The organism is Exiguobacterium sp. PvP048 (assembly GCF_040549175.1).
Classification (GTDB): Bacteria; Bacillota; Bacilli; order Exiguobacteriales; family Exiguobacteriaceae; genus Exiguobacterium_A; species Exiguobacterium_A artemiae.
This window is the reverse complement of sequence record NZ_JBEPSU010000001.1, coordinates 792230-817202: the sequence shown is the minus strand read 5'-3', so window position 1 is coordinate 817202 and position 24973 is coordinate 792230. Positions and strand designations below refer to the sequence as shown.

At 48.3% G+C, this 24973-nt stretch carries 19 protein-coding genes and 1 riboswitch; of the genes, 6 read left to right on the top strand and 13 right to left on the bottom strand.

What is annotated here, in order from left to right:
- Positions 1-2 precede the first annotated feature (2 nt).
- Together ABIC15_RS04060 and ABIC15_RS04055 are read right to left on the bottom strand one after the other, a co-directional pair.
- Positions 3-3587 carry an SH3 domain-containing protein gene (locus ABIC15_RS04060; protein ID WP_354019782.1) on the bottom strand — a complete coding sequence of 1195 codons (3585 nt, stop codon included), beginning with the start codon at positions 3585-3587 and terminating at the stop codon, positions 3-5.
- A 198-nt stretch (positions 3588-3785) separates the two neighbouring features.
- Positions 3786-5819 (bottom strand): thioredoxin domain-containing protein, encoded by a 2034-nt coding sequence (locus ABIC15_RS04055; protein ID WP_354019781.1) that lies wholly within the window; start codon positions 5817-5819, stop codon positions 3786-3788.
- 758 nt (positions 5820-6577) lie between these two features.
- On the opposite strand from ABIC15_RS04055, the gene ABIC15_RS04050 reads away from it, so the two are divergent.
- A complete protein-coding gene (locus tag ABIC15_RS04050) occupies positions 6578-9325 on the top strand; it encodes a chitobiase/beta-hexosaminidase C-terminal domain-containing protein (RefSeq protein WP_354019780.1) in 2748 nt (915 codons plus the stop codon).
- A 24-nt stretch (positions 9326-9349) separates the two neighbouring features.
- On the opposite strand, the gene ABIC15_RS04045 is transcribed toward ABIC15_RS04050, so the two are convergent.
- A complete protein-coding gene (locus ABIC15_RS04045; protein WP_012371409.1) occupies positions 9350-9706 on the bottom strand; it encodes a hypothetical protein in 357 nt (118 codons plus the stop codon).
- A 355-nt stretch (positions 9707-10061) separates the two neighbouring features.
- Here ABIC15_RS04045 and ABIC15_RS04040 point away from each other — a divergent pair, with 355 nt between their 5' ends.
- On the top strand, positions 10062-10940 hold the full coding sequence (locus tag ABIC15_RS04040; RefSeq protein ID WP_354019779.1) for a CAP domain-containing protein: 879 nt from the start codon (positions 10062-10064) through the stop codon (positions 10938-10940).
- Between the two features lie 408 nt (positions 10941-11348).
- Here the strand turns inward: ABIC15_RS04040 and ABIC15_RS04035 are convergent, their stop codons facing one another.
- The 4 genes from ABIC15_RS04035 to ABIC15_RS04020 all read right to left on the bottom strand — a co-directional run bounded on the left by ABIC15_RS04035 (position 11349) and on the right by ABIC15_RS04020 (position 15303).
- Positions 11349-12164 carry a MetQ/NlpA family ABC transporter substrate-binding protein gene (locus ABIC15_RS04035; RefSeq protein ID WP_214767453.1) on the bottom strand — a complete coding sequence of 272 codons (816 nt, stop codon included), beginning with the start codon at positions 12162-12164 and terminating at the stop codon, positions 11349-11351.
- A gap of 34 nt (positions 12165-12198) precedes the next feature.
- Entirely contained in the window at positions 12199-12864 is a 666-nt protein-coding gene (locus ABIC15_RS04030; RefSeq protein ID WP_354019778.1) for a methionine ABC transporter permease, read from the bottom strand.
- A complete protein-coding gene (locus tag ABIC15_RS04025; RefSeq protein ID WP_354019777.1) occupies positions 12854-13867 on the bottom strand; it encodes a methionine ABC transporter ATP-binding protein in 1014 nt (337 codons plus the stop codon). Before ABIC15_RS04025 ends, ABIC15_RS04030 begins: the two co-directional genes overlap by 11 nt.
- An 82-nt stretch (positions 13868-13949) precedes the next feature.
- A riboswitch (SAM riboswitch) is annotated at positions 13950-14053 on the bottom strand.
- 62 nt (positions 14054-14115) lie between these two features.
- Positions 14116-15303 carry an aminotransferase class I/II-fold pyridoxal phosphate-dependent enzyme gene (locus ABIC15_RS04020; RefSeq protein WP_354019776.1) on the bottom strand — a complete coding sequence of 396 codons (1188 nt, stop codon included), beginning with the start codon at positions 15301-15303 and terminating at the stop codon, positions 14116-14118.
- A 163-nt stretch (positions 15304-15466) separates the two neighbouring features.
- Here ABIC15_RS04020 and ABIC15_RS04015 point away from each other — a divergent pair, with 163 nt between their 5' ends.
- A complete protein-coding gene (locus ABIC15_RS04015; protein WP_354019775.1) occupies positions 15467-17077 on the top strand; it encodes an alpha-glucosidase in 1611 nt (536 codons plus the stop codon).
- A 101-nt stretch (positions 17078-17178) separates the two neighbouring features.
- Here the strand turns inward: ABIC15_RS04015 and ABIC15_RS04010 are convergent, their stop codons facing one another.
- The 4 genes from ABIC15_RS04010 to ABIC15_RS03995 form a co-directional block, all read right to left on the bottom strand.
- The gene (locus ABIC15_RS04010) at positions 17179-17907 is read right to left on the bottom strand and encodes an MBL fold metallo-hydrolase (RefSeq protein WP_354019774.1); all 729 of its coding nucleotides are present in this window, start codon (positions 17905-17907) and stop codon (positions 17179-17181) included.
- A 102-nt stretch (positions 17908-18009) separates the two neighbouring features.
- The gene (locus ABIC15_RS04005; RefSeq protein WP_214767472.1) at positions 18010-18813 is read right to left on the bottom strand and encodes an SMP-30/gluconolactonase/LRE family protein; all 804 of its coding nucleotides are present in this window, start codon (positions 18811-18813) and stop codon (positions 18010-18012) included.
- Positions 18814-18849: 36 nt separating this feature from the next.
- A complete protein-coding gene (locus tag ABIC15_RS04000; RefSeq protein ID WP_131502291.1) occupies positions 18850-19374 on the bottom strand; it encodes a YceI family protein in 525 nt (174 codons plus the stop codon).
- Positions 19375-19522: 148 nt separating this feature from the next.
- The gene (locus ABIC15_RS03995) at positions 19523-19786 is read right to left on the bottom strand and encodes a metal-sensitive transcriptional regulator (protein WP_012371399.1); all 264 of its coding nucleotides are present in this window, start codon (positions 19784-19786) and stop codon (positions 19523-19525) included.
- 229 nt (positions 19787-20015) lie between these two features.
- On the opposite strand from ABIC15_RS03995, the gene ABIC15_RS03990 reads away from it, so the two are divergent.
- From ABIC15_RS03990 to ABIC15_RS03980, 3 genes are all read left to right on the top strand, one after another.
- Entirely contained in the window at positions 20016-20561 is a 546-nt protein-coding gene (locus ABIC15_RS03990) for an RNA polymerase sigma factor (protein ID WP_012371398.1), read from the top strand.
- Positions 20561-21319 carry an anti-sigma factor gene (locus ABIC15_RS03985; protein ID WP_354019773.1) on the top strand — a complete coding sequence of 253 codons (759 nt, stop codon included), beginning with the start codon at positions 20561-20563 and terminating at the stop codon, positions 21317-21319. Before ABIC15_RS03990 ends, ABIC15_RS03985 begins: the two co-directional genes overlap by 1 nt.
- 195 nt (positions 21320-21514) lie before the next feature.
- Positions 21515-23557 carry a putative bifunctional diguanylate cyclase/phosphodiesterase gene (locus ABIC15_RS03980; protein WP_354019772.1) on the top strand — a complete coding sequence of 681 codons (2043 nt, stop codon included), beginning with the start codon at positions 21515-21517 and terminating at the stop codon, positions 23555-23557.
- Between the two features lie 255 nt (positions 23558-23812).
- Here ABIC15_RS03980 and ABIC15_RS03975 read toward each other — a convergent pair whose 3' ends face one another.
- A complete protein-coding gene (locus ABIC15_RS03975) occupies positions 23813-24160 on the bottom strand; it encodes an iron-sulfur cluster biosynthesis family protein (RefSeq protein ID WP_131972264.1) in 348 nt (115 codons plus the stop codon).
- Between the two features lie 51 nt (positions 24161-24211).
- Positions 24212-24940 carry a TspO/MBR family protein gene (locus tag ABIC15_RS03970; protein ID WP_012371394.1) on the bottom strand — a complete coding sequence of 243 codons (729 nt, stop codon included), beginning with the start codon at positions 24938-24940 and terminating at the stop codon, positions 24212-24214.
- Between the last annotated feature and the right edge of the window lie 33 nt (positions 24941-24973).

The following is a 24973-nucleotide window of genomic DNA, read 5'->3' as shown; positions in this document are numbered from 1 at the left end:
TCTTAACGCGTAAAGACTGGAATATCAAAGACGGCCGTATAGCTGTCCATCTGTTCATACAGCTTGTAGATTTGGGTTGTTTGTTTGACCGCCCAGCCCATATCCGTCGCGTACTGGTGAACACCGGGACGCATCGGACTCCAACGCATTTTGTAGAGTGTGTTTTGATCGTAAGCATTGTGGATGTATGTCGTACTGATGAATTCAGCACCACCGACGATGGCGGCTTCCGGTGTGAACCATCCTTTGCTGTACGCATATGCAGCACCTGTATTGATGGCATCGTAGTCATACGCGCCGATTCCGTACATGTTGTAGACCGTGCGTCCGTTCCAAGTGACGCCTGTCGCAAGTTTCGACGTCCCGTTCCCTGTCTCAAGTAAAGCATGTGAGATGAGGTACGCTTCGTTAACCGAATACTTCGCACCGGCATCGATGAAAGCTTGGCCGCAGCTGCCTGTCGTACATTTACCGAAGATTCCTTTTGTCGCGAGGATATTGTTCAGCGTCGCGGCTGAAGCACCTGTTGATTTGGATAGATCAAGGAACTGGTAATAGGCAGAGGATTGACGGTCGACTTTTAACGGGTCGGCCGCATTCCGGACATCGGCTTCAAGAGCGTTCAACCAATAAATCGTTGAATAGCGTGTAGTCGATGTATAGACACGCGGATAGGTCGTATAGAATCCGCTGACGTTTTGGTAGACCTTAATCATCACGTTCGGTTTGAACTGACCATAGACGTGACTGGCAGTCGTCGCACCGGAGCGTATGTTCAGCGGTGTCGTTGCCGTGACAGTGGCAATCGTTCCGTTGACAGGATCAAGTGCACCGCCGAGGCGAACGTAATCCGAACTGACATACATCAGTTTCGAAGCATATAAATCAGTTTGCGGTGGCGGATTCAGTTTCATTTGGGCACTGATGAAGCTGTCAAACGTATACGGAGTGGCGACCGAATTATAGACGTTCAGCTTGGCTGATGTCATGACCATGGTTCCGTTGTACGCATAAAGCGTCTTCCCTTCATAAGAAACTTCGTACCAGCTGCCGATTTTACCGGTGACCGGTAAAATCGTGTTCACCGGAATGGAAGCGACGAGCTGATAGGCATCCCCGACGTAAGACCGGAGCGAAGTCGTACCGGTTGCCCGGACGAATGATTTTTCAATCGGCTCATAAGCGATCGGTGAAGTCGGTTGACCGAGTTTGATGTAACCTGTTTTTCCGTTGACAGTGACTTGATGCCACTGTCCGTATACGGATGTCGTGACAAGGGTTTTCGTCGAGTAGACATTGCCTTTGTTTAAGTTGGCGATTGTTGTTGCCGTATCTTTTGCATCACTTTTGACAGCGACCGGAGCATCGAGTAAGAAGCGGACTTCTGCAATCGTCGTTGTGTCCGAGAACTCCGTCAAAGTGGAAGCAGCTGCATAACCGCTTTTACCGGCATAGGTGATTTTCACCCAGTTGCCGATTTTTCCTGTCACCGTGACGACTGTTCCGTTCGGAATGGTCGTGACCGAAGCGTACGATGGTCCGGCATATGACCGGAGCGGTGTTGAAGCTGATGTTTTATATTTTGTAGCCGGTAATGCCTGATAGTCGATCGATGTTCCCTGGTTGACGCGAACGTAACCGGTTTTTCCGTCGATTGTCATCCGGTGCCACTGTTCCGACCGGCCGTTCGTGACGAGTTGTGTCGTGTAGTAGACGTCATTTACCGAGAGTGTCGTCAACGTATCGGCTGTCGAGTGGTGCGATTTCTTTACGTCGACTGACTTCGATAAGACGAATCGTGAAGCCGGCAGTGTTTTTTTTGTAATCAATTCAGTCATCGTATCCGCAACAACATAACCGGTTTTCCCGTTAGCCGATACTTTATACCAATCTTGAATTTTTCCGATGACCTGAACGTTCGTACCTGTCGCGATGGTTGCGACAGCCGCATATGAATTTCCTGCATATGTACGCAGTACAGTCGTTTCTGTCGCTTTCATTGCCATGTTCTCTGAACTGTAATCGACAGGTGTCCCTTGATCGACCGGGATGTATCCTGTCTGACCGTCTTTTATGACACGATGCCATTTAGACGAACCATTCGTGACGAGTTGATTCGTTTGATAGATATCATTCGTCTTGAATGTCGTGACTGTGGCAGCAGTTGCTTTCGGTGCGGCTTTCATCACGACATCTGTTTGAAGCTTGATAGCTGTTTCTGGAATCGGTTGTGTCGTCACGTAGTCTGTAAACGTTGTACCTGACGCGTAACCTGATTTTCCATCGTACGAGACTTTATACCAGTTGCCGATTTGTCCCTGGATTTTGATGATAGTGCCGCCTGGAATCGTTTTGATGACACCGTAAGAAGGTCCGGCGTACGAGTGTAATGCCGTTGCTGTCGTCGTCTTTAGAGAAAGATCATGGACCGTATAGTACTTGATCGTTTTTCCTTGATTGACTTTGACATAACCGGTTTTGCCATCCTTTGAGACTTTATGCCACTGCTCACCAAGCGGATTTGTCACGAGTTGCGTCGTATAGTAGACGTTGCCCGTTTGCAGGCTGGCAAGTGTCGCAGCGGATGCAACTGGTGCGGCTTTGATTTCAACGGAGTTCGACAAAAGGAAGCGTGACGAGGCTAACTTGACCTTCGCCGTGTACTCTTTCAAAGCAGCAGTCAAAACGTAACCTGTTTTCCCGTCATACGTGACACGATGGTAGAGACCCGAAACTGCAGTCGATTTAACGATTGCTCCTTTTGGAAGCGTGACGAGCGGACGTTTTGTTCCGTCCGTCGTATCGTATAGGACAAGAGCAGATTTCGTTTGGAACGCGGTTTCCGGAATCGTCGTCACTTCTTGTTTAGAAGAGCCGGCGAACGCACCTTTGTGCATATAACCTGACTTACCTGCATAAGTGACGTTGTACCAGTCACCGATTCGTCCGGTTGTTTGCAGGGAAGTCCCTGTTGGAACGACAATCTGCCGCGGATAGGCTGTACCGGCATATTGACGGAGTATGTAACCGTCTGTCGTCTTTAAAACAGTTTTCGACATTTTCGTATAGGAGATTGGTGTCGTGTTCAAGGCACGGGCATAAACCGTCTTGCCGTCAAACTTGATACGGTACCAGATTTCGCCGAACGAATTCGTGATTTTTTGTGAACTGTAGTACGCATCCTGTTCATTTAAAGTAGCGATGACAGGAGCTGTTGCCGACGCCGACGTATGAAGGGTCGTCTTTTTCGAAACGAGGAACCGTTGTCCTTTAATCGTTTCTTTCTGATCAAATGCTGTTAGATATTTTGACGCGACATATCCCGTTTTTCCGCCGTATGCTACTCTTCTGAAAAAGCCAGAAGACGACTCATACGTGGATGAAACGATAGTTCCGGTCTTGATCGTCAACAAGCGTTTCCGTGAAGATGTCGTCTTGTCATACAGAGAAGTATCGGCAGACAGACGGTAGGTCGTTGCTTTGGTCGTCGCAGCTTCGAGTGAAGGGCTGTAAGAAACAAATATGCCGAGGACCAGAATAAAGCTGACCAGCATCTTCAAGGGTTTCGTGAATAGTGTCGTGTTCAAAGATCGTATCCTCCTAGTTAGAATTCGTCCGAAGACGTTTCGGGCTCTAGGATGTCAATTCTAAGATGTGAAATTAATTTGCCTATACTTACTATCGACAATAAAACATTTATCTACAGTATATTTAGAATTTTTTTGAAAAAAGGGGTTTAGTTTTTTGGAAAACCCTTCTGTTTTAGGAAACAGAAGGGAATTAAGTCATATCATGATTTTTTGAAAAAGTTCCGACAGATTAGTCGTCGGTCGGTCGCATTGAAAATCATGACAAAGATAGGCTGTCGCCTGTTGAGTCGGAGCATCATACGTGGCAAGGAATGGAGCGATTTCGAGCAAGTCCGTTTTTGAACCGACGAGCAGTGAAAGTTCAGGCAGGCGGCGCTGATGGAGCTGCGTCAGAAACGAGGTGACGTCCGTGTAAGATTCCGTTAACACGATTAATTCCTTTGGTTCCATCAATGTCCGCGTGTAGACACTCAGCAGACTGGCGAAACCGGTCGGTTGAGATTTAATTTCGGAAGCAAGCGTCGAGAAGTTCCGCTGGGCCTGATACCGGTAGTCGGTCCGGCCTGTCAGCTGGGATAAACGAAGCAGATTCGAGACAGCCGTGCTGTTACCGGCCGGTTTGACGCCGTCATAAACATCTTTCGGCCGCATGAGTAACGTGTCGTCCTCAAATGAAGTAAAGAAAAAGCTGCCGTCTTCGTCAGAGAAGTCCCCGATCATCCGCTCTGTCAGCCGGATTGCCTGTTTGAGATAGGGGATGTGCTGTGTCGTTTGATGCAGCTCGAGATAAGCTTCCGTCAAGAAACTGTAGTCATCGAGATAACCGTTTCCTTGAATATGACCTTGACGGTACCGGACGTGTAACCGGTCGTCGTCCATCAAATGGGTCTCAAGGAACGTCAAAGCCTGTCGGGCACGCTCTGTATACCGCTCATCGTTAAAAACACGTCCTGCTTTCGCATAGGCAGAAATCATCAAGGCGTTCCAAGACGTCAAGACCTTATCGTCACGGAACGGACAGGTCCTTTGACTACGGAAGAGCAACAAGGTCCGGCGCTCCTGCTCGAGTTGGATCAGGATATCTTGGACAGCGGTATTTCGATCAGCCGAGAGTTGCTGAATCGATTGACCGGTCCGCCGAAAAACAATCCGCCCTTCGAAGTTTCCTTGAGGCGTGGCTTGATAGAGAAGTGGGAAAACGGCGTCTTGTCCGAGTAAATCCGTCAGTTCATCGAATGTGAACGTATAAAAAAGACCTTCGCGACCTTCGCTGTCCGCATCTTCCGCCGAATAAAACGCACCGTCCGGAGAGGACAAATCGCGTTCGATGTACGCAAAAATTTCTTCCGCATATTGTTTAAACCGTTCTCTGCCCGATACTTGATACGTTTCGATACATAACGTCGCAAATAAGGCATTGTCATACAACATTTTTTCAAAATGCGGGATTTCCCAGCGTTCATCGACCGTATACCGGTAAAGGCCAAATCCAACGTGATCGGTGATTCCGCCATCCCGCATCGCGGTTAAGGTCCGCATGACCATCTGCAAGGCGGTCTCATCTTCTGCAAACCGGTAATAATCGAGCAGGAAAGTCAGCAACGAGGGCGATGGGAACTTGGGGGCTGTGCCAAACCCGCCGTTCTCCATATCAAACTGACGCATCGCCTGATCAAATGTCTCGTGGACCAATGCCTCATCCAAGGGATCCTCTGAGTCGAAGGTCGTGACCGCCGTTAACGCCTGAATGATTTCCTGTCCGACCCGTTTGATTTTGCCCGGATCAGTTCGGTAGTGTTCACTGAGTTGCAAAAGAACTTGTCGGAAGCTCGGGCGGTTGAACTGCGGTGTCTTCGGAAAATAGGTACCGATGAAAAACGGCGTCTGATCCGGGGACATGAAGACGCTGAGCGGCCAACCGCCCTGTCCGTTCATCAGTTGGGCCGCCGTCATATAAATCTGATCGATATCTGGTCGTTCTTCCCGGTCAACTTTGATCGAGATGAACCGGTCATTCAGCATCCGGGCCGTTTCTTCGTCTTCGAAGCTTTCGTGTGCCAAAACATGGCACCAATGACAGGTCGAATAGCCGATTGACAGGAAAATCGGTTTGTTCGCCGCACGGGCAGCGGCAAACGCTTCTTCCCCCCATGGATACCAATCAACCGGATTGGTGGCGTGTTGGAGTAAATAAGGACTTTTTTCATTGATCAGTCGATTTGTCGCCATCTCTAAAACCTCGTTTCTTCTATAATAATAGTCAGTCGTCTTTTGATAACCTTAACGATACCGGTGTTCGGGAGATGAATCAACAAAAGGACCCGTATCCAAAATAGAAGTTTCTTAAAAAAGATTGACTTTATAAAATAAAACGTGGTATATTAAATTTTGTCATGAATCGGGGATGATCACTCATGTGAGAATCCATCACAAAAATACACAATTTAATAATCAGGTCAGGATTTTTAGACCTTACTGACAAATGAGTCAGACATAAGTCATCGCTTTTATTTTGTCCTTCTTCTGTTGAACGAGAAGAAGTTGACCCAGCAAGATAAACCTTCCATTCGATACTTTTCAGCTCATTTCCGAGCGAAATTCTAAAAATCCCAGTAAATACGCAACCCAACGCGTAACTTGATTCTTGCTAAAACGCTTGATTCAGCTGGCGCGGCCAAGGAGCCGTAACAACGAAAGAGAGGTAGGGCTTTCGTCGTTTCAGGTGTTTTGATCACCTGTATCCTCGATTCTCATGACACCTAAAAAACAGACACGCTGAAAAGGCGTTTTTTTTATGCCGTTTTTTCATAAATATGACTACGGAAGCTGAGCATTCCATCCTGAAAGACGAATGATTAATTTTTGTAAGCGTTAACAAGTTATTCTTTTGCGAATATTAACATCTTTTTTTACATAAAACATACACTATTCATGAATTAATCTGATAATATAAAGAAGTGTCAGAAAATTCATAGGGGGTCAACATCATGAAGAACGTCAGTACGTTTGGGAAGTGGGCATTGGTCGGAGCATTAACAGCAGGAATTCTTCCACAAGCAGGCATTACGGTCGGGGCAGAAGGCGAAGGCGTCATCTTGTCCGAGTACATAGAGGGGTCAAGCAACAACAAAGCGATTGAAATTTATAATGGTTCGGGTCAAATCATCAATCTTTCAGATTACACGCTTGTTCAATATACGAATGGTGGACCGACGGAGTCAAAAATTACACTGTCGGGAACGCTTGAGCCGGGAAAAACATTTGTCATTGCCAATTCAAGTGCGAATGCAGATATCAAGGGAAAAGCACAGCAAACAACAGGTTCACTAAACTTTAACGGAAATGATCCTGTTGCCTTGAAAAAAGGCGATGTCGTCCTCGATATTATCGGTCCGGTCGGCTCAAGTGCTGATTTCGCGAAAGATACGACACTCGTTCGGAACTCAAACGTAACAGCCGGTTCGAAAACATACGAACCATCACAATGGACAAGCTTCCCGGTCGACACGTTAACGAATCTCGGGACGCACGCTGCTGAAGCCGGAGACATTTTAGTCGCACCGACGGCGTCACCGGTCGGAGAAGTCGATCGCGGCGATCAAGTGACGTTAAACGGAGAAGGTACGATCCACTATACCGTCGACGGATCAACACCGACTGCTGAAAGTCCGGTCTACTCCGGTCCGATTACAATTAATGAAGAAATGACGATTCAGGCAGTGGCCGTCAAAGATGGAAAAACGTCTGCTGTTTCGACATTCAAATACTACATCGCACCTCCAATCACGAAAATCAGCAGCATTCAAGGAATCGCGCATACATCACCATACGCGGATCAACTTGTCCGGACGACGGGTGTCGTCACCTATGTCGTCGATGCGAATAACTTCTACATGCAGGATCCAAATCCGGATAACAACAGTAAAACGTCTGAAGGAATTTTAGTGTATGCGAAGAACCACGGCGCAGCCGTCGGACAGACCGTTGCAACGACAGGATACGTCAAGGAATGGTTGCTTGGCGGATACAGCGACAAGTTTGATACGGATCTCGCGGTGACGGAAATCAGTACCGTCAATCTTGTGAAGGGCGCATTGAACTCAGGATTGCCGGCAAGTATCGTTCTCGGGGAAAACGGTGTCTTGATTCCGACGAAAGTCATCGACAACGATTCATTTGCTGAATTTGATCCGGCTGAAGATGCGATCGATCTATACGAAAGTGTGGAGGGGATGCGTGTCGCACTTCCGAATGCCATCGTTACGGGACCACAGGCCAACCGGACGATTCCAGTTCGTACGCAAACAGCAGATAAAATCTATACGAAACGCGGTACACCAATCCTGACAGAAGATAATGCCAATCCGGAGCGACTGTTCGTTGAAATGGGCAGCAGCTCGTACCGTGCGAAATCAGGGGACCGTTTCGAAGGAACAATCGAAGGGGTCATGAGCTATAACTATTCGGCGTATAAAGTATTCGCGAAAGCAGCGGATCTGCCGAAGCTGATTACGAGTGAAGTCGATCGTCAACCGACGAACATTGAAACGGGCGATTCGCGTTTGACGGTTGCTTCGTATAACGTGGAAAACTTTGCTTCAACGGCGGATGCCGGAAAAGTCGACCGTGTCTCGGAAGGAATCGCGACATTCCTGAAAACACCGGATATCGTCGGTTTGACAGAGATGCAGGATAACGATGGGGCGACGGACAGCGGCACAGTCGATGCATCGAAATCATTTGAGACATTGATTACAGCAATCGAAGCGAAAACAGGTGTCCGTTATGCGTATACGGATATCGCACCGGAAGATAAAAAAGACGGCGGACAACCGGGCGGAAATATCCGTGTCGGTTTCTTATACAACCCGGCTCGTGTTTCACTTGCACCAGGTGAAAAAGGAACAGCGACAGAAGCTGTTGCCGTTGAAAACGGTAAGCTGACGAACAACCCGGGTCGGATTCAACCGAACGATCCAAACTTTGACAGCTCACGGAAACCACTCGTCGGCGAATTCATCTTTAAAGGCGAATCGTATCACGTCATCGTTAACCACTTTAACTCTAAAGGCGGCGATGGAGCGGACTTTGGTAAAAACCAGCCGGTCGTTCGTAAGAGTGAAGTACAGCGTCACGCAATCGCTGGCATCGTCCAAAACTTCGTCAATGAACTGGAAACAGAAGTTAAGGATTCAAACGTCGTCGTACTCGGTGACTTGAATGACTTCCAGTTCTCGAAAACACTTGATATCTTAAAAGGGGACAACCTTTGGAATACGGTCGATGATCTCCCGAAATCGGAGCGTTACTCTTATGTTTATAACGGAAACGCTCAGGTGCTCGACCATGTCTTGATTTCAAAAAACCTGAAGCCGTATACATCGTCTGATATCGTCAACATCAACTCGGATTATATGGAAGCGGACGGCAGCGCGAGTGACCACGATCCAGCCATCATCTCGATTCAAGGGATGGAAAGTGCCGTTGCGGTCAACGGAAAAGCAGAAATCGGAAAATGGCGTGCTGTCCAAAAAGGAAAGCATATCTTCATCGAACGTAAACTAGCCGGGAAATGGGACAAAGCGAGCGAAACACATGCCGATCAACAAGGTGAGCTACTCGAATTACGTGTTTCCCAAGGTCGTCCGTATATCCAGGTGAAAACGAAAAAAGGAAAAACGATTTGGCTTGAACTGTCGAATGGGTACAAATTAAAAGAAACAACGAAATACTAAGCGACTTTATTGAAAAAAGCGGACTTAATTGTCCGCTTTTTTGTGTATTCGGATAAAGAGAGAGAAAAAGGACAGCAGACTAATCGTGAGGGTAAGCAGTAACGCGAGGTTTAACGGGATGACACGGAACATGTACGTAAAATGAATGATGATCAATAACAGGATAATGGCAAGACCGGGAAGAAATTGTTTGCGTAACAGATGACCGACACCCGGGACAAGGAGTTCGAAACCGAACCGTTGACTGATATGGACTTCTTCATGGGCATTAGCGAGACTGAATGAGACAGTCAACAACACTAAAATGAGCCATCCGGAAAACAGATACTGCTGAATCGGTAAAAACGTAATCGATTCATAGATAAAATAAAGTAGAATCATGGCATACTCCTTTGGAAGTGAATATTATATGGAATTTCCTTATTTTTTCCTTACGAGTTCTAATGATAGCGAGGGTTTTCAGGAACGGCAACAACATTTAAAGGGAATAAAAATAAAAGAATGTTCACACATTTTAACAACAGGGAAAGAATAATTTATTTTATGTATGATAATGGTGTGAGAATGTGATGAATAAAGACGTCAGACCTCTTTTGCACAAAAAATCTGAGATGTGTCAAAACTGTGAAGCGGAACAGGGAATCGTGTGATTTCACTTGAAACGATAGCTTAGACTGTTCGAACAGACAGATTTCTTTTAAAATGAAGTCAATAGAAGAACCGAGGAGGCAAGCAGATGAAAAAGTGGTTAGTACTCGGAGTAGCAGCGGTCGCTTTCTTTAGTTATGAAAATACCCCGATGGAACAAGCAGAAGCAGATTATCCGAAAAGCGGCGGAACGCTGATTGATCGATATACAAGTGAATACCCGGGTTATGACTGGGAAGTCAGACGGACGGCGACGGAAGAGTTCGTGGCGTTGACGAAAGACGGCAAGGATTACGGAAAGTACCGTTCGAAAAACGGTGTGAGGACGCAAGGGGCCGTCTTAAATAAAGACACGGAAACGACCCTTGCGAAAAAAGGCTGGAAAGCCGTCAAGTCGTACCGGAAAGGCAATACGAATTATTTGCTGAATCTCGATCATGCCGCCGTCTATGAAAAGAATGACCGGTACGTGACGTATTTCTTTGATCAGCACGACCGCAACAAAGTCAAAGCGACACTCGCGATACCGAAAGAGGTCGAAGCGAAGAAGAGTGGATTTTACGGCAAGGCGTCCAGTGCCTTGCGAACGACGGATGAGAAGCTGATGTTGCGTCTGATGAACTGGGACCGGGCCGATTATAAGCTCGGAGCGCTGACGCCGTACAGTACTTTAAAACCGGTCACGCGGGCACACAGTGAAAACATGGCGAAGAATAACTTCTTCTCTCATACCGATCCGGAAGGACGTGATCCGTTTAAGCGGATGAAAGAAAACGGGATCCGCTTTTCGGCAGCCGGAGAAAATCTGTCGATGGGCTATCCGAATGTCTTTGCAGCGCACTGGGGCTTGATGAACTCCAAAGGACACCGCGATAACATCATGAACAAGGACTTCGAACAGGCGGATACCGGTGTCGCGTTCCGTAACAATGCACCGTACTTTACGATTAATTTCCGGACACCCTGAAGCAACATTTAAAACGAAGTGTACGTATCACCCCGATTTTGCGAAAGCAGAATGGGGGTTCTTTTGTGTGGATCAATCTGTAGATGGATGACGCACCACCTAGATTTGAATTCTATCTTGAAAAATGAGAGAAGGCTTTTGATTGACGAAGCCTTGTCTTCTCCGCTCGCTTTTCTCGGGCGGAACGCAAGCTAGCTGTCATCTGTTTGATGACCGGGTCTCGCCTGTTCCTGACGGAAGCGAAGCTTCCTTTTCCCATAGAAGTCGAGCGGAAGACGTGACTTCTCCAAGAGTCATCATTCAATGGAAAACCCCTGAAACCGTTCCACCTCTTTTTTGTAAAGGGAGGCAGCTGTTTCAGGGGTTTTATATCATTTTTAGATAAACTGATATACAAAAAGAGTTATGTTAGTTTGCCCAGTCCGGTTTACTGAATCCTTTGAATGATTTTTCGATAACGTTATTAAAGTCATCCGATTTGACGACAGCCGTCAAATCTTTCGCCAGTTGTTTATCTGCATTAGAAGTTTTGATGGCGACCAGGTTGCGGTACTGCTCATCCATTTTTTCGAGTGCCAGTGCATCCAGTAAATCAAACTTCGCGGCTAACGCAAAGTTTCCCGGAACGGCAGAGATATCGACACTTTCAATGGCACGCGGCAGTTGCGCGGCTTCGAGCGGTTTGATGACCAGTTTCTTCGGATTCTTGACGATATCTTTTTCAGAGACCGTCAGTGGATCGGTGTCGGCTTTCAATTCAATCCAGCCTTGGTCAGCGAGCAGATTCAGTGCCCGGGCCTGGTTCGTTGGATCGTTTGGTGTCGCGACTTCAGCTCCCGTCTTGACGTCATCCAGCGATTTATAGGATTTGCTGTATAAGCCCATCGGCGCCGTTGGGACAGTAATCAGTCCTTTAAGGTCGAGGTTCTTTTCCTTCGCAAATGTCTTCAGGTAGATCGAGTGTTGGAACAAGTTGGCGTCGATGTCGCCACTGCCAAGTGCGATGTTCGGTTGAATATAATCCCCGAACTCGACGATTTCGACGTCGTAGCCTTTCTTTTCAAGCCCGGGTTGGATCGCTTCTTTGACCATGTCGCTGTAAGGCCCGCTCGTTGCACCGATCTTAATCGACTTGTTGTCTTCCTTGGCGCTGCTGTCACCGCAACCGGCAAGAATTCCGGCTCCGAGTAGTCCTGTTGCTAAAAAGGCATAACGTTTTTTCATATTCATTCTCTCCCTTACGATTCTCTATTTTTGGTTAACGTTTATCAGCACGACGGGCCAGAACATTGCCAAGCCCTTGAATACTTTGAACAATGATGACGAGGACGACAATTGTCACGATCATGACGACATTATCGTACCGGTAATAGCCGAAGCGGATGGCCAGGTCACCGACGCCGCCACCACCGACGATACCGGCCATGGCGGAAAATCCGATCAGACTGATGGTCGTCAAAGTGACGGCTTGAATGATGCCGGGAAGGGCCTCCGGTAAGAGTGCACTGATGATGATCCGAAACGGTGTCGCGCCACACGCTTCTGCTGCTTCAATCAATCCCGGTGGAATCTCGCGAAGCGATGTTTCGACCAGTCGGGCGAGAAACGGAATGGCGGCGACACTCAGACTGACGGAAGCTGCTGTCGGTCCAATCGTGTTATCGAGTAATAATTGTGTCAGCGGAATTAACGCGACGAGCAGAATGATGAACGGTAACGAACGGACAATATTAACGAAAAAGTCCAAGATGCTGCGAACGACGACGTTCTGGAAAAACAATCCCCGGTCCGTGATGAATAGCAGAATCCCGAGTGGAATGCCGATGATGAGGGCGAAGCCAAGTGAGATTCCGACCATCAAAGCCGTTTCCGCTAACGCTTTCGTAAGATCCGGTAACATGGTTTCAATCCGTTCAAGCCACATCCTGGATCACCTCAAGCGTATGGAGTTGTTCTTCGAGCCACGTCAGGGCCCGGTTCACGTGAAGGGTCGGACCGGTCAAGCTGACGATCAGGACTCCGAATGCGACGTTTTGAATATAATCGACCTTGCCGTGGAGAATGCTGACGGAAATATCAAACTGTTTGATCGCTTCCGATAACGTACTTTCACCGGTCTTTTCACCCGTGAATTGCAGGCGGATGATTTTACCGGGTGTCGTCCGTAAAATCCGTTCCGGCAATTCGATTTGGAGTGCCGTGTCGACATAATGTTTTGTGACATCATGGGCCGGCTGACTGAACAGGTCATAGGTACTCGCAACTTCGACAACTTCGCCTTGCGCCATGACCGCAACACGGTGGCAGATTTGTTTGACGACATCAATTTCATGGGTGATCAGGATAATCGTCAAGCCAAGCCGTTCGTTTAAGTCCTTCAGGAGTTCCAGGATTTGCAGCGTCGTGACCGGGTCAAGAGCTGATGTGGCTTCGTCACATAACAGGACACTCGGATTATTCGCAAGGGCGCGGGCAATTCCGACCCGTTGCTTTTGACCGCCGCTCAGCTGGCTCGGAAAGTTCGTCTCGAAACCTTCAAGACCGACCAGCGTGACAAGTTCTTTGATCCGTTGCGGGAAGTCACTCCGTTTGACACCGGCTGCCTTTAAGGCAAATCCGATGTTATCTGCAACATTCCGGGATTGAATCAGTTGGAAATGTTGAAAAATCATCCCGATGTTCAAACGAAGTTCGCGTAAGCTGCCTTTGGAGAGGCCGGACAGATTAGTGCCCGATACTTTAACCGTTCCTTGTGTCGGTGTCTCCAGTCCATTGATCAGACGGAGCAGGGTACTTTTTCCGGCACCGGATTCACCGATGATGCCAAAGATTTCACCTTGTTGAATCGTTAAATTGACGTCACGTAAGGCGAAAATGGGTGTCCGGTCACGAACGAACCGTTTTGTGATTCCTTTAAATTCAATCATCTGTCGTTTCCTCCCTATACAAAAAATCGCCTTTTTCCAGTTAAGAGCAACCAGAAAAAAGCGACGAAGTGTAAGATTTCGTAACTTATCTCTCAGAATAAAACATTCTGTAGGATGTGGCACCGTTCCTTAAAGGTGGTTGCCGGACGTCGTTGGGCCTAATCCCTCGGTCGCTCTCGATAAGTAGATATGCTGTTGGGACTTACTGTAACGGAAATCATTCCCATTTGTCAAACGTTTTTTCAGAATTATTCCGCAACGGTCTGGCGAAACAGATTCAATTGACCGATTCGTTCGGCAGCTTCAACCAGTCGTTCGGCGTCGGCAATCAAGCTGATCCGGACGTAGCCTTCGCCGTATTCGCCGAAGAAATGTCCCGGTGTGACGGCGACATGCGCTTCGTCGAGCAGGTGATCGGTAAAGCTTTGGGACGTGTAGCCGGACGGGACCGGCAACCAGACGAAGAACGAACCGCCCGGGATCGGTCCGTCCCAACCGATTTCCTGTAACTTTCCGAACAAGGCATCACGCCGGGCTTCATACAGAGCGCTCAGTTCGCGGACACACGTCTGATCGCTTGAAAGAGCGACGGTTGCTGCCTGTTGAATCGGTGTGAAAGCACTGACGTATAAGTGTTCCTGGTACGTCTCGATACTTGCGATGACGGACGGATTCCCGATGGCGAAGGCGATTCGGAAACCGGACATGTTAAAACGTTTCGATAATGAAAACAGTTCGATTCCGACGTCTTTTGCGCCTTCCGTCTGGAGGAAACTGCGGGTCGGACCGTCGAAGCTGATTCCGCCGTAGGCGAGGTCGTGGACGACGCAAATGTCGTTCGCATCAGCGAAGGAAACCGTTTGCTCGAAGGCTTCCGCTGTTGCCGTCGCCCCGGTCGGATTGCTCGGGTAGTTGAGGAACAACATCCGGGCCCGTTCGACATCTGTCGTATCAAGTAACGTGTAGTCAGGTAAAAAGGCATTTTCCGCAAGGAGCGGCAATGTGATCGGGTAAGCTCCGGCAAGGGCCGCACCGGACAGGTAGTCGGGGTAGCCGGGATCCGGAACGATGACGCCTTCGCCCGGATTGACGATCGTTTGCGGTAACGCGACGATGCCCGCCTTGCTGCCGAGCAGAATGGCGACTTCGGAAGCCGGATCAATCGTTACACCAAACTCCGTCTGATAAAAGTCAGCAACGGCCTGCTTGAGGAAATCATGGCCGCGAAACGGCGGGTACTGGAGGTTTGAAGCGTCATTGATCGCTTCTTTCAAGGCATCCAGAATATGTACGGGTGTCGTCTGATCGGGTGTTCCCTGACCAAGCGTGATGACGTCATGACCGGCAGCCTTGACGGCACCGATCCGCTGGGCGAGCTCGGCAAAGACCGGAGCGGGTAACCGATCAATCGCAATAGATGGGGCGAAATGTTTCATCTGTCTTCCTCCTTGTTGGGTATTGTCGTCAAGGATAACGAATTTTCAGAAAAAAGAAAAGAGTTTTTTAATAATTGCTGATAATTGGGAAAAAGAACCGATGGCTTTCGTGTTTTTGATACACTAAACTAGAATACGATTGAATCACAAAGGAGATGATGGGATGAATCGGGCCTGGTGGAAAGAAGCCGTTGTCTATCAAGTGTATTGGCGCAGTTTTAAAGATTCGAACGGAGACGGGATGGGCGATTTACGCGGAGTAATTGAAAAACTCGATTACATCGCTTCCCTGGGTGTCGATATCGTCTGGTTAAATCCCTGTTATACATCACCGGATGTCGATAACGGATACGACATTTCGGATTATTATTCGATTATGCCGAAGGCGGGAACGATGTCGGATCTGGAAGAACTGATTGCGTCCGCCCATGAACGGGGACTGAAACTGATTCTTGATTTGGTCGTCAATCATACGAGTGATCAACACACGTGGTTTAAAGAATCACGCAGCAGTCGGACAAACGAGAAAGCCGATTGGTACATTTGGCGGGACGGGGTCAAAGGAACGCCGCCGAACAATTGGCGGTCGTATTTTGCGCCGAGCCCTTGGACGTGGGATGAGACACGCCAGCAGTATTACTTCCATTCCTTTGCATCGGAGCAACCGGACTTGAACTGGGAACATCCTCTAGTCCGGCAGGCTGTGTATACGATGATGCGGTGGTGGGCCGAGAAAGGAATCGACGGCTTCAGGATGGATGTCATCAACCTGATCAAGAAACGGGCGACGTATGATGATGTCGCAGATCCTCTGAATTTATCCTACTTAGGGAACCAGCCGGGCATTCATGAATTCTTGCAGGAGATGCACCAAGAAGTACTGGCGGGAACCGATTTCTTTACCGTCGGTGAGATTCCGTTCGTCGGCCCGGAAGACGGGTTACTGTATGTCGGTGAGGAACGGAATGAGTTGCGAACGCTGTTTCACTTCGAAGTCGCGGATGACATGGAGACGATGGATTTACCGCGCTTCAAACAAATCCAGAAGCGTTGGTACGAAGCGCTTTATCCGAGCGGAGTCGCGTCACAGTTTTTGAATAACCATGACCACACCCGTCAGGTGACCCGGTTCGGAAGCGAACGGTATCGTGTCGAAAGTGCCAAGCTACTGGGCTTGATGCTGCACACGTTACCGGGCATCCCGTATATTTATCAAGGGGAAGAAATCGGCATGACCGGTATTCGTTTTTCTGATCCCGAGTCTTATCAGGACGTCGCATTTCGGAATCAATACGCCGAACGGATTGCCGCCGGCGAATCACCCGGAACCGTCCTGTCCTCGATGCAGTTGCGGGCGCGAGATAATTCACGGACACCGATGCAGTGGAATACCGGCAAAGCAGCCGGATTCACCGCAGCGACGCCATGGATGACGGTCAATCCGAACTACCGTGACATCAATGTCGAAACGGCGGAACAGGATCCGCATTCCGTGCTGGCTTTTTACCGGCAACTGATTGATTTACGGAAGACTCATCCGGTCATGGTTTACGGGGGTTATCGTGATCTGGCTATTCAGGATCCGTACCTGTATGTCTATGAACGGGTCCTGGACGGAGTGGTTTGGCGGATCGTCTTGAACGTCCATGATGAACCGGTGACGACGACGTTTGGTTTACTGGAAGAACAGTTGATTCTGACGAATTATGAGACCGCGGACATCAATCGATTGGCACCGTACGAAGCCCGATTGTATCAATATGAGATGCCTTAACTGGCGGCGATGGTCAACAGAAAAAATCCGGACATCTTCTACTCTTCATTTCTAAATGAGGAGCAGGAAATGTCCGGATTTTTTTGAACCAGCTGATTTTTTTACGTATAGCCGTTGCGCTTTTTCGAGGATAAGAGCTGTTCGAACCGGTCGACTGCCTGGCGCATATCAAAGCTTGGTGCGACGACGAGCGGTCCGTGACCGACTGCCAAGACGTCCGGTGTCAATTCCGTCAACTGATGTGCCGATTGGAGGGCGACTTCCTTATCCCAGGTCGCAAGTGACGGGAAGGGGAACTGCCAACGCGTGTCCCCCGAAACCGCCAGACCACCCTGAGTTTGGAAAGCGTCACCGGCAATCAAAGTCCGACTGCCTTCATGCCACAGGGAGATGGAACCCGGTGTGTGTCCCGGAGAAGCAATGACACTTAAACTGCCGATCTGTTGACCGCTTTCGAGCAGCCGGTCCGGACGGGTTTTGATGTTTTTTGGAATGCCGCCTTTCAGCGGTGTCGTCTCGCCTTCGCGCAACGACTCATCCCCGCTGAGGAGAGCCGCATCCCGGTAACTGATCGAGACTTCGGCAAGCGGGAAAGCACTTGCTAAAAAATCAAGGGATCCGACGTGATCGGCATGCGCATGAGTCAGGATGATGGATTGTAACGGTTTGTCAAACGACTTGATGACGGAATAAATCGCTTTGGCATTCAGTGAAATCCCCGTATCAATCAGGGCGAGGCTGTCCGCTTCTTCAAATAAGTAACAGTTGACCGGGAAGAAGGACGGCGTTGTTTGCAGTTGATGAAGTCGTTCGATCGTCGAAATATGCATCCGATTACACTCCCTCGTCATAATATACACTTCTGTTTTAGTATCGCCTGTTTTAGTACAGACGTCTACAAAAAAACTCCCTCTCGTGAGGGAGCAAAGGTGTTAATACGTCACTTCGAAAACGGCTCCGGCATGTTCGGAATCGTCCCCGTCTGCTGCTGTCGTGACCAGTAGACGGTCTTCGTACAGAATCGGACAAGTCGGGTTCGAAACCGGGAAATCAATCTGGGCGAGTTTTTCACCGGTTTCAAGATTCCAGCGTGTTAAGCATGATCCGGCATAATGGGCGATGAAGACATGACCTTCCGTGTCTTTGGTCATACCATCCGGGAAACCGTCTTCGTCCTCTAAGTCGATGGCCACCCGGCGGTTTGTCAACGGTTGATCCGCAGCATAGTCGAAGGCATAGACTTTTTTCGTCGGCGTATCGATGTGATAGAGTGTCTTACCGTCCTCGGACCAAACGAGTCCGTTCGAGTTCGTTAAGTTTTCGAGGAGGACATCGACGGAACCGTCATGACGCAGACGATAGAGGGAAGCGGTCTCGCCGTCCTCTTCATTGATGCTTCCGGCCACATACTGACCCGATGGATCAAGCTTCCCGTCGTTCATTCGGTCGGAGTCAGGGAGCGTCAACTGGGTTTCCAGTGAGAGATGTCCTTCTTTTAAATCAAACGTTCCAAAACCGTGTGCCGACGTGACGCGCAGAAAGTCCGGCGCATCCGTCAAAGCAATCGAGGTGATGGCACTTGGTACTTGGTACGGTTTTAAAGCCTCTGTCGTTAAATCATATGAAAAAAGAAGCTTGCCCGGAATATCGACGAAATAAAATCGTTTTGTTTTAGCGTCATAGACGGGCGACTCCCCGGTCTTACATGCAACATCAATAAAAAGTGAAACTGTCATCTGATTTCCCCCTACATCTACTATGATCTCTAATAATTACCCGTGAATGAACTCGAGGTGCAATTGGAACTTCACATCACTGCCGACCAGAACACCTCCGGCTTCGAGCGCGACGTTCCAGGTGAGATTGTAGTCTTCCCGTTTGATCTTCCCGTCGACTTCAAAACCGGAACGTGTATTACCCCAAGGATCAACACCGCTGCCTTCATACTCGACCTTAAACGTTTCTGTCCGCGTAACATCCTTAATCGTCAAATCACCGGTCACTTCATATTCGTCACCGGAGTGTTTTTTAAACGAAGTCACACGGTAAGTAATGTTCGGATACTGCTCGACATCGAAGAAATCAGCTGATTTTAAATGTGTATCGCGGTCCGCACTGCGTGTGTCTATCGTAGCGACCGGAATCGTTACGACAGCAGAAGCGTTTTCCAAATCATGTGCTTCTCCACTGACATCGAAGGTAAAGTCACGAAACTCTCCTTTAACCTTTGAAATCATCATGTGTTTGACTGAGAATGTGATGGAGCTGTGGTCCTGATCGAGTTGATACGTAGCCATATTCGGTTCCTCCTCATGTTCAAGTCACTTTTCGTCATGCCTTTTATTGTTCCTTTTTATCTCGATTCCAAAACATACAGCGGAAACAAAAATAAGTCTTGCACCACATCCAAGCAGAGCAAGACTATCAACGATTCCAAGGAATCGATTAGCGGCTTTTTACCAGCAGGTTAACGGCTTCCTTAACCAATTCCTCCGTCTGTCCTTCGCCGGATTGTTCGGCTTCTTTGACACACTCGATCAGATTGGAGCTGACGACGACACCAATCGTCCGGTCAATGGCGGAGCGGGCAGCCGACAGTTGCGTGATGACATCACGGCAATCCTGTCCTTCTTCCATCATTCGCAAGATACCGCGAAGTTGTCCTTCGATCCGGCTGACCCGGTTCTTCATTTTACGATCGTAATCCATTCATTTTCCTCCATTCTAAGATGCAATCCGTCTGTTCGATACCTTTATGCTATGCCCATCACGGTATTGCTGTCAATCTAACCGCTTTTTTCAGCTATATTTTTTAGCGGAATAGGGAATATGGATGTGGTGGACAAAAAAATGAAATAAAGTGAAAAAACTAAAACGATTTTGTGTCAGCTTGCGTATACTATATGATAAGGCTGACTGATCACCAAGGAGGAGAAGGATGCATACTCAATCCGATGAATCGCTTTATCATCAGATGCGCAGTGGAGATGAACAAGCTCTCGAAGTACTGTATGACAAGTATGAAAGACTGTTGTTCTCATTCGCTCATCGCTTTACGAACAATGATCGTTTATCAGAAGAAGTCATCCAGGAAGTCTGGATGAAGATTTGGAACGGACGGGTCGATTTTAATACCGATAAAGGAAAGTTCTCCTCTTGGATATTAACGATTACCCGCAATGCAGCGCTCGACTGTCTGAGACGCGAGAAACGCCAACCGACGATTGAAGTCGAGGAGCGGGACGGCGGATATGATGAACCGGTCGAACGGACGGTCATGCAGCGGGAAACAGCGACGGAAGTCCGCGATGCCGTCAATGAACTGAAACCCGATCAACAAGAGTTAATTGAACTCGTTTATTTTAAAGGCCTGACACAACAACAAATTTCAGATCAGCTTAATTTACCGCTTGGAACGGTGAAAACCAGAATAAGGAGTGCTATCCAGGCACTCCGGAAATTACTAGACGGGAGGGAACGTTGATGGAAGAACGTTGTCATGATTTAATCGATTACTTCAACGGAACATTATCAGCTGCCGATCGCGACGCGTTCGAGGCACACTTGGCGACTTGTGATGACTGCAAACAGGCGCTCCAAGAGATGCAAGACTTGATGCTGCCCATCGCGGAATCACTTCCGGAACGACCGATACCAACCGGCATGAAGTCAAGAATTCTCGGTGAAGTCCTTGGATCGACGAAACAAGGACAAAAACCGGTGCAAGCAGCAGTTGAAAAACCGGCTGTAGAGGAGACGCACTTGTCTGACCTCGACGCAGCACGATCGAAGAAAGAGAAAAAACGGTCTGTGCCGCTCGGATGGTTGATGAGTATCGCAGCCGCCTTGATCCTGTCACTTGGTGCCAACGCCTACTTCTTGTCGCAAGACGAGTCTTCTCCGGCGGAAGAGTTTGCGATGGACGAAGTCAAAGGAATGGGCAACTTTGAAAGTACGGCCTCAATTAAGGGGTCAAGCATGATTTTTACAAAAGATGATCAGGAATTCATGCTTGTCCAACTGAAAGATTTACCGCCGCTGAAGAAGGGTGAGTTGTATCAACTTTGGACGATTCAAGGTGATACGCCTCGTGCGAACGGGGTCATCGAACAGGACGGAGAAGCGGCAGCTGTCTTCCCGATCAAAGGAGACGGAACAATTGATGCGGTCGCCATCACAGTCGAACCTGAACCGGATTTAGAAAAACCGACCGGCGAAGTCGTGGCTTCCGTCGCGTTATAACAATCAGTGAATGAGAGATAACAGTAAGGGATGCGATATCAACAGCATCCCTTTTTTTGTTCGTTTTTCGAGTATATCCGCCTCTTTTAGAAAAAAGCACACGCATTCTAATGAAATTTCTTCAGAAGACTGAAAAAATACCGGTAAGCAGACGATACTAATAGGAATGTCAGTCAAAAAAGAGAGGCACTTATCATGAATGAATGGATCACCTTAACGAAACATTACGAAGAGACATTGGTCATCCTATCGGTCATCGTGGCCATTGTCGGATCCTATGCCTCACTTGAATTAAATCGCCGGTTGGCAAAAGCCGTATCTTTAAAGAAAAGAGCATTGTTCGTCTCTTCCTTGACGATGGGATTATCCATTTGGGGTATGCACTTCGTTGGCATGGGGGCATTTGAGTTGGCGGTACCGGTCAAATACGACTGGGTGCTGATGTTCCTGTCAATCGTCCCCGCCGTGACGGCTGCCTGGATTGCCTTTTATCTCTTATATTATTCGGAGCTGACACGGAAAAAAGTCATCATTGCCGGAACGTTAATGGGGACGGGAATCGCCATGATGCATTATCTTGGTATGGTTGCGATGCAGTTCGATGGGGATGTCCGCTATGATGCGGCGTTATTCACGTTATCGATTGTGATTGCCATCACGGTCGCTTATGTCGCCCTCCTGTTGCTGTATATGACACGGCTTGTCGATAAAAAACGAATTTTGATTCCCGTTGCCATCTTAATGGGGTTTGGTATTTCAACGATGCACTATGTCGGAATGCTCGGGACGACGTTTTGTGTTCCTGGTGCTTCGGGAGTGGACGTCTCAGCCAGCTCCGTCACATCAAATATCTTAAGCGACGTGGCAGTTCCGGTCTTTTTAATCGTTCTGTTGATCGTCGGACTGTATATTCATCTTGAACGGCGGGCCTTACAGATGATGGCGTATACGGATCATTTGACCGGATTGCACAATCGCCGTTGGCTGGATCATCATATGTCAAAAGTCGACGGACAATACAGCCGGACGAAAAAGCGGATGACGATGGCGTTGCTCGATCTGGACGGGTACAAATGGATCAATGATACATTCGGCTTTGATCAGGGAGACATCGTCATTCGGCAATTCTCGGACCGGATCAAAGCGTTACTTCAAGAAGATGAAGCCTGTATCCGTTACAATGGGACCCAATTTTTCCTGATTCAAAACATCCATCCCGATCTGCTCGAAGAGGCCTTCACGGATGTCCTGGAAGCAATCCGGCAACCGATTTTTCTCGACGGGCAGGAGATTCATTTGACTGCGACCATCGGCATCATCGTTCCGAATATTACGGATACACTGGAAATGCGGATTGGTCAGATGGAAAGCGCCCTGCGTGCAGGGAAAAATGAAGGACGGGACCGTTTTGTCATCTACGATGAACTGCTCCATTCGGATCGCCGGGAACAACAAATCGTCGGTTCCCTCCGTCGGGCCATGACGGACTTTAAAGAGTTTAATCTCGTCTATCAACCGAAAATTGCGCTGGCAACAGGCAAGGTCGAGCAGGCAGAAGTCCTGATTCGCTGGAATCATCCGAAATTCGGTTTCATTTCACCGGCGGAATTCATTCCGCTCGCTGAAAAGTACAGTCTGATCCATCGGCTGACCCAGTGGGTACTGCAGGAAACTGTCAAGCAAATGGAAGTCTGGCGGGAAGAGGATCACTTCATCCGTCAAGTCTCCGTCAACCTGTCAGCGATGCATTTCCGGTCGGAATCGCATAATTTGATGATCAAGGAAATCGTTCATCATTCGTTGAAGAACGGCGGAGAATTGCAACTTCAACTGGAAATTACCGAGACATCCGTCATGGAAAATCTGGAGCGGGCCTTATTAATGCTCGGAGAATTGAAGCAATTGAGTTTGACGATTGCGCTCGATGACTTCGGGACAGGACTGTCCTCGCTGACGCATTTAAAGCATTTACCGATCGATATCTTGAAGATTGATAAATCATTCATTGATGAAGTACCGCATGATGAGCGGGGAACGGCGATTACCGAAATGATCATCCAGTTGGCGAAGAGTCTTGGGATTGAAGTGGTGGCGGAAGGCGTCGAGACGCTTGAGCAGCATGAATTCCTGAAACGACTCGGGTGTGACTATGGGCAGGGTTATTATTACAGCCGTCCGGTCAAGGTCAAGGATCTCGACCAGCAGACGATTGAACGAACTGTCCTGGATGTGGGCTGACAGCACATCCGTTCAATCCAATCCGTGTCTTTTTACGTATACTGGATAAGCACACGAGGAATATGTGTGCGATCATGGGGGACGCAATGGCTTCGTGAACGAATTCCGGGCAGGAATTTGTTCGACTTGTGCAAGATGCAGACAGAATCGCCGTACATTTCGATGGTTGCTCAGCTCTCTACTCAATCCAGTACCTGTCTGTCCATCACACTACAAAGGCAGCTTTCCACAAGGGAAGCTGCCTTTTTTGTCGTCTTACCGGTTGGCTGTCAACTGGCAGCCGGTCTGATCGGTAACGAGGACGTTCGTATTGAAGTATTGACCATCACTTTTTAGAATCAATGATTTTTTCTCGGGATTGTAATCAAGCGTCATTTCCTGATCGAGAAAATGGCTTGACCACCGTTTAACGAGGACCGGTCCGACGTTTGAATCAATCGTCATATCTTCGTCCGCCGCCCCTTCGACGAGCCGGATGCTGAAGATGCCGGAGTTCCCGCAACCGCATCCTTCCGTATCATAATAAAGATGCAGTTGACCGGGAGTATCCCCGCGTAACTGGTCGATGCGTGCCAGAGCCGTTTCTGTAAATGTGATATGCATGACATTCACTCCTTTGACTTCATTATACGCCGAACCGGGCAGAAAATAACGTTAGTTGCTCACGCGCATTTGCCGGCGCATCCGGACGAGCAGGAAGACATATCCGGCAAGCAGGACGACGACACTTCCGAGAACAACTGTATCAACAAGCCCGTTATCCGACTGGAAGTTGATTGCAATGTAAGCCCAGACGAAGACGAGCGGATAAATCGGATCGCGGTTAAAGAACATGAACAACAAGGCGAGAACTACACCAACACCAAGCATGATCATCGTCCAACCGGCATCGCCGATTCCAAGCCATGAGTTGATGTTTTCGGTATCGATGGTCAAGAAGATATTGGCAATCGTCGCAACCGATACCCAACCGAGGTAAAGCGAGAACGGCAATTTAAAGCGTAAGGCTTTTGTCTCGCGGTCGATTTTTGAGTAAATCACGATCAGTGAAACGAGAAGACCGACGATGACGACGACCGACAGCGGGAATAACTTGTATGAGAACGTAACAATCCAACCGGCATTGAACAGACAACTGATCAAGAACCACGGTCCGATTTTTTTTGCGATATCATGTTCCTTGAATTTCGGAATCGTCTGCATGATCAACCAGACGAGCAAAACAAGATAGATAAGTCCCCAAATTGAGAAAGCATAACCTGCGGGTTTGAAATAGGTCATGATCGTGTCCGAAATCCGTCCTGTCTTTCCACCGTCAAGCGCATTGACAGCGATCGTAAAAACAAAACCAAGCCAGTTGAGCCAAATCCATTTGTTTTTCAATACAAAAACCTCCTTTAATCTCTAAAGGAGGTT

What these genes read in the sequence shown, in the direction of transcription:
- ABIC15_RS04010 (WP_354019774.1), bottom strand. Translation starts at nt 17,907, where the DNA reads ATGCATATTTCGACGATCGAACGACTTCATCAACTGCAAACAACGCCG.
- ABIC15_RS04025 (WP_354019777.1), bottom strand. Translation starts at nt 13,867, where the DNA reads ATGATTGAATTTAAAGGAATCACAAAACGGTTCGTTCGTGACCGGACA.
- ABIC15_RS03985 (WP_354019773.1), top strand. Translation starts at nt 20,561, where the DNA reads ATGGAAGAACGTTGTCATGATTTAATCGATTACTTCAACGGAACATTA.
- ABIC15_RS04050 (WP_354019780.1), top strand. Translation starts at nt 6,578, where the DNA reads ATGAAGAACGTCAGTACGTTTGGGAAGTGGGCATTGGTCGGAGCATTA.
- ABIC15_RS04035 (WP_214767453.1), bottom strand. Translation starts at nt 12,164, where the DNA reads ATGAAAAAACGTTATGCCTTTTTAGCAACAGGACTACTCGGAGCCGGA.
- ABIC15_RS04045 (WP_012371409.1), bottom strand. Translation starts at nt 9,706, where the DNA reads ATGATTCTACTTTATTTTATCTATGAATCGATTACGTTTTTACCGATT.
- ABIC15_RS04020 (WP_354019776.1), bottom strand. Translation starts at nt 15,303, where the DNA reads ATGAAACATTTCGCCCCATCTATTGCGATTGATCGGTTACCCGCTCCG.
- ABIC15_RS04000 (WP_131502291.1), bottom strand. Translation starts at nt 19,374, where the DNA reads ATGGCTACGTATCAACTCGATCAGGACCACAGCTCCATCACATTCTCA.
- ABIC15_RS04040 (WP_354019779.1), top strand. Translation starts at nt 10,062, where the DNA reads ATGAAAAAGTGGTTAGTACTCGGAGTAGCAGCGGTCGCTTTCTTTAGT.
- ABIC15_RS03990 (WP_012371398.1), top strand. Translation starts at nt 20,016, where the DNA reads ATGCATACTCAATCCGATGAATCGCTTTATCATCAGATGCGCAGTGGA.
- ABIC15_RS04005 (WP_214767472.1), bottom strand. Translation starts at nt 18,813, where the DNA reads ATGACAGTTTCACTTTTTATTGATGTTGCATGTAAGACCGGGGAGTCG.
- ABIC15_RS04030 (WP_354019778.1), bottom strand. Translation starts at nt 12,864, where the DNA reads ATGTGGCTTGAACGGATTGAAACCATGTTACCGGATCTTACGAAAGCG.
- ABIC15_RS04015 (WP_354019775.1), top strand. Translation starts at nt 15,467, where the DNA reads ATGAATCGGGCCTGGTGGAAAGAAGCCGTTGTCTATCAAGTGTATTGG.
- ABIC15_RS03975 (WP_131972264.1), bottom strand. Translation starts at nt 24,160, where the DNA reads ATGCATATCACATTTACAGAAACGGCTCTGGCACGCATCGACCAGTTA.
- ABIC15_RS03995 (WP_012371399.1), bottom strand. Translation starts at nt 19,786, where the DNA reads ATGGATTACGATCGTAAAATGAAGAACCGGGTCAGCCGGATCGAAGGA.
- ABIC15_RS04055 (WP_354019781.1), bottom strand. Translation starts at nt 5,819, where the DNA reads ATGGCGACAAATCGACTGATCAATGAAAAAAGTCCTTATTTACTCCAA.
- ABIC15_RS03980 (WP_354019772.1), top strand. Translation starts at nt 21,515, where the DNA reads ATGAATGAATGGATCACCTTAACGAAACATTACGAAGAGACATTGGTC.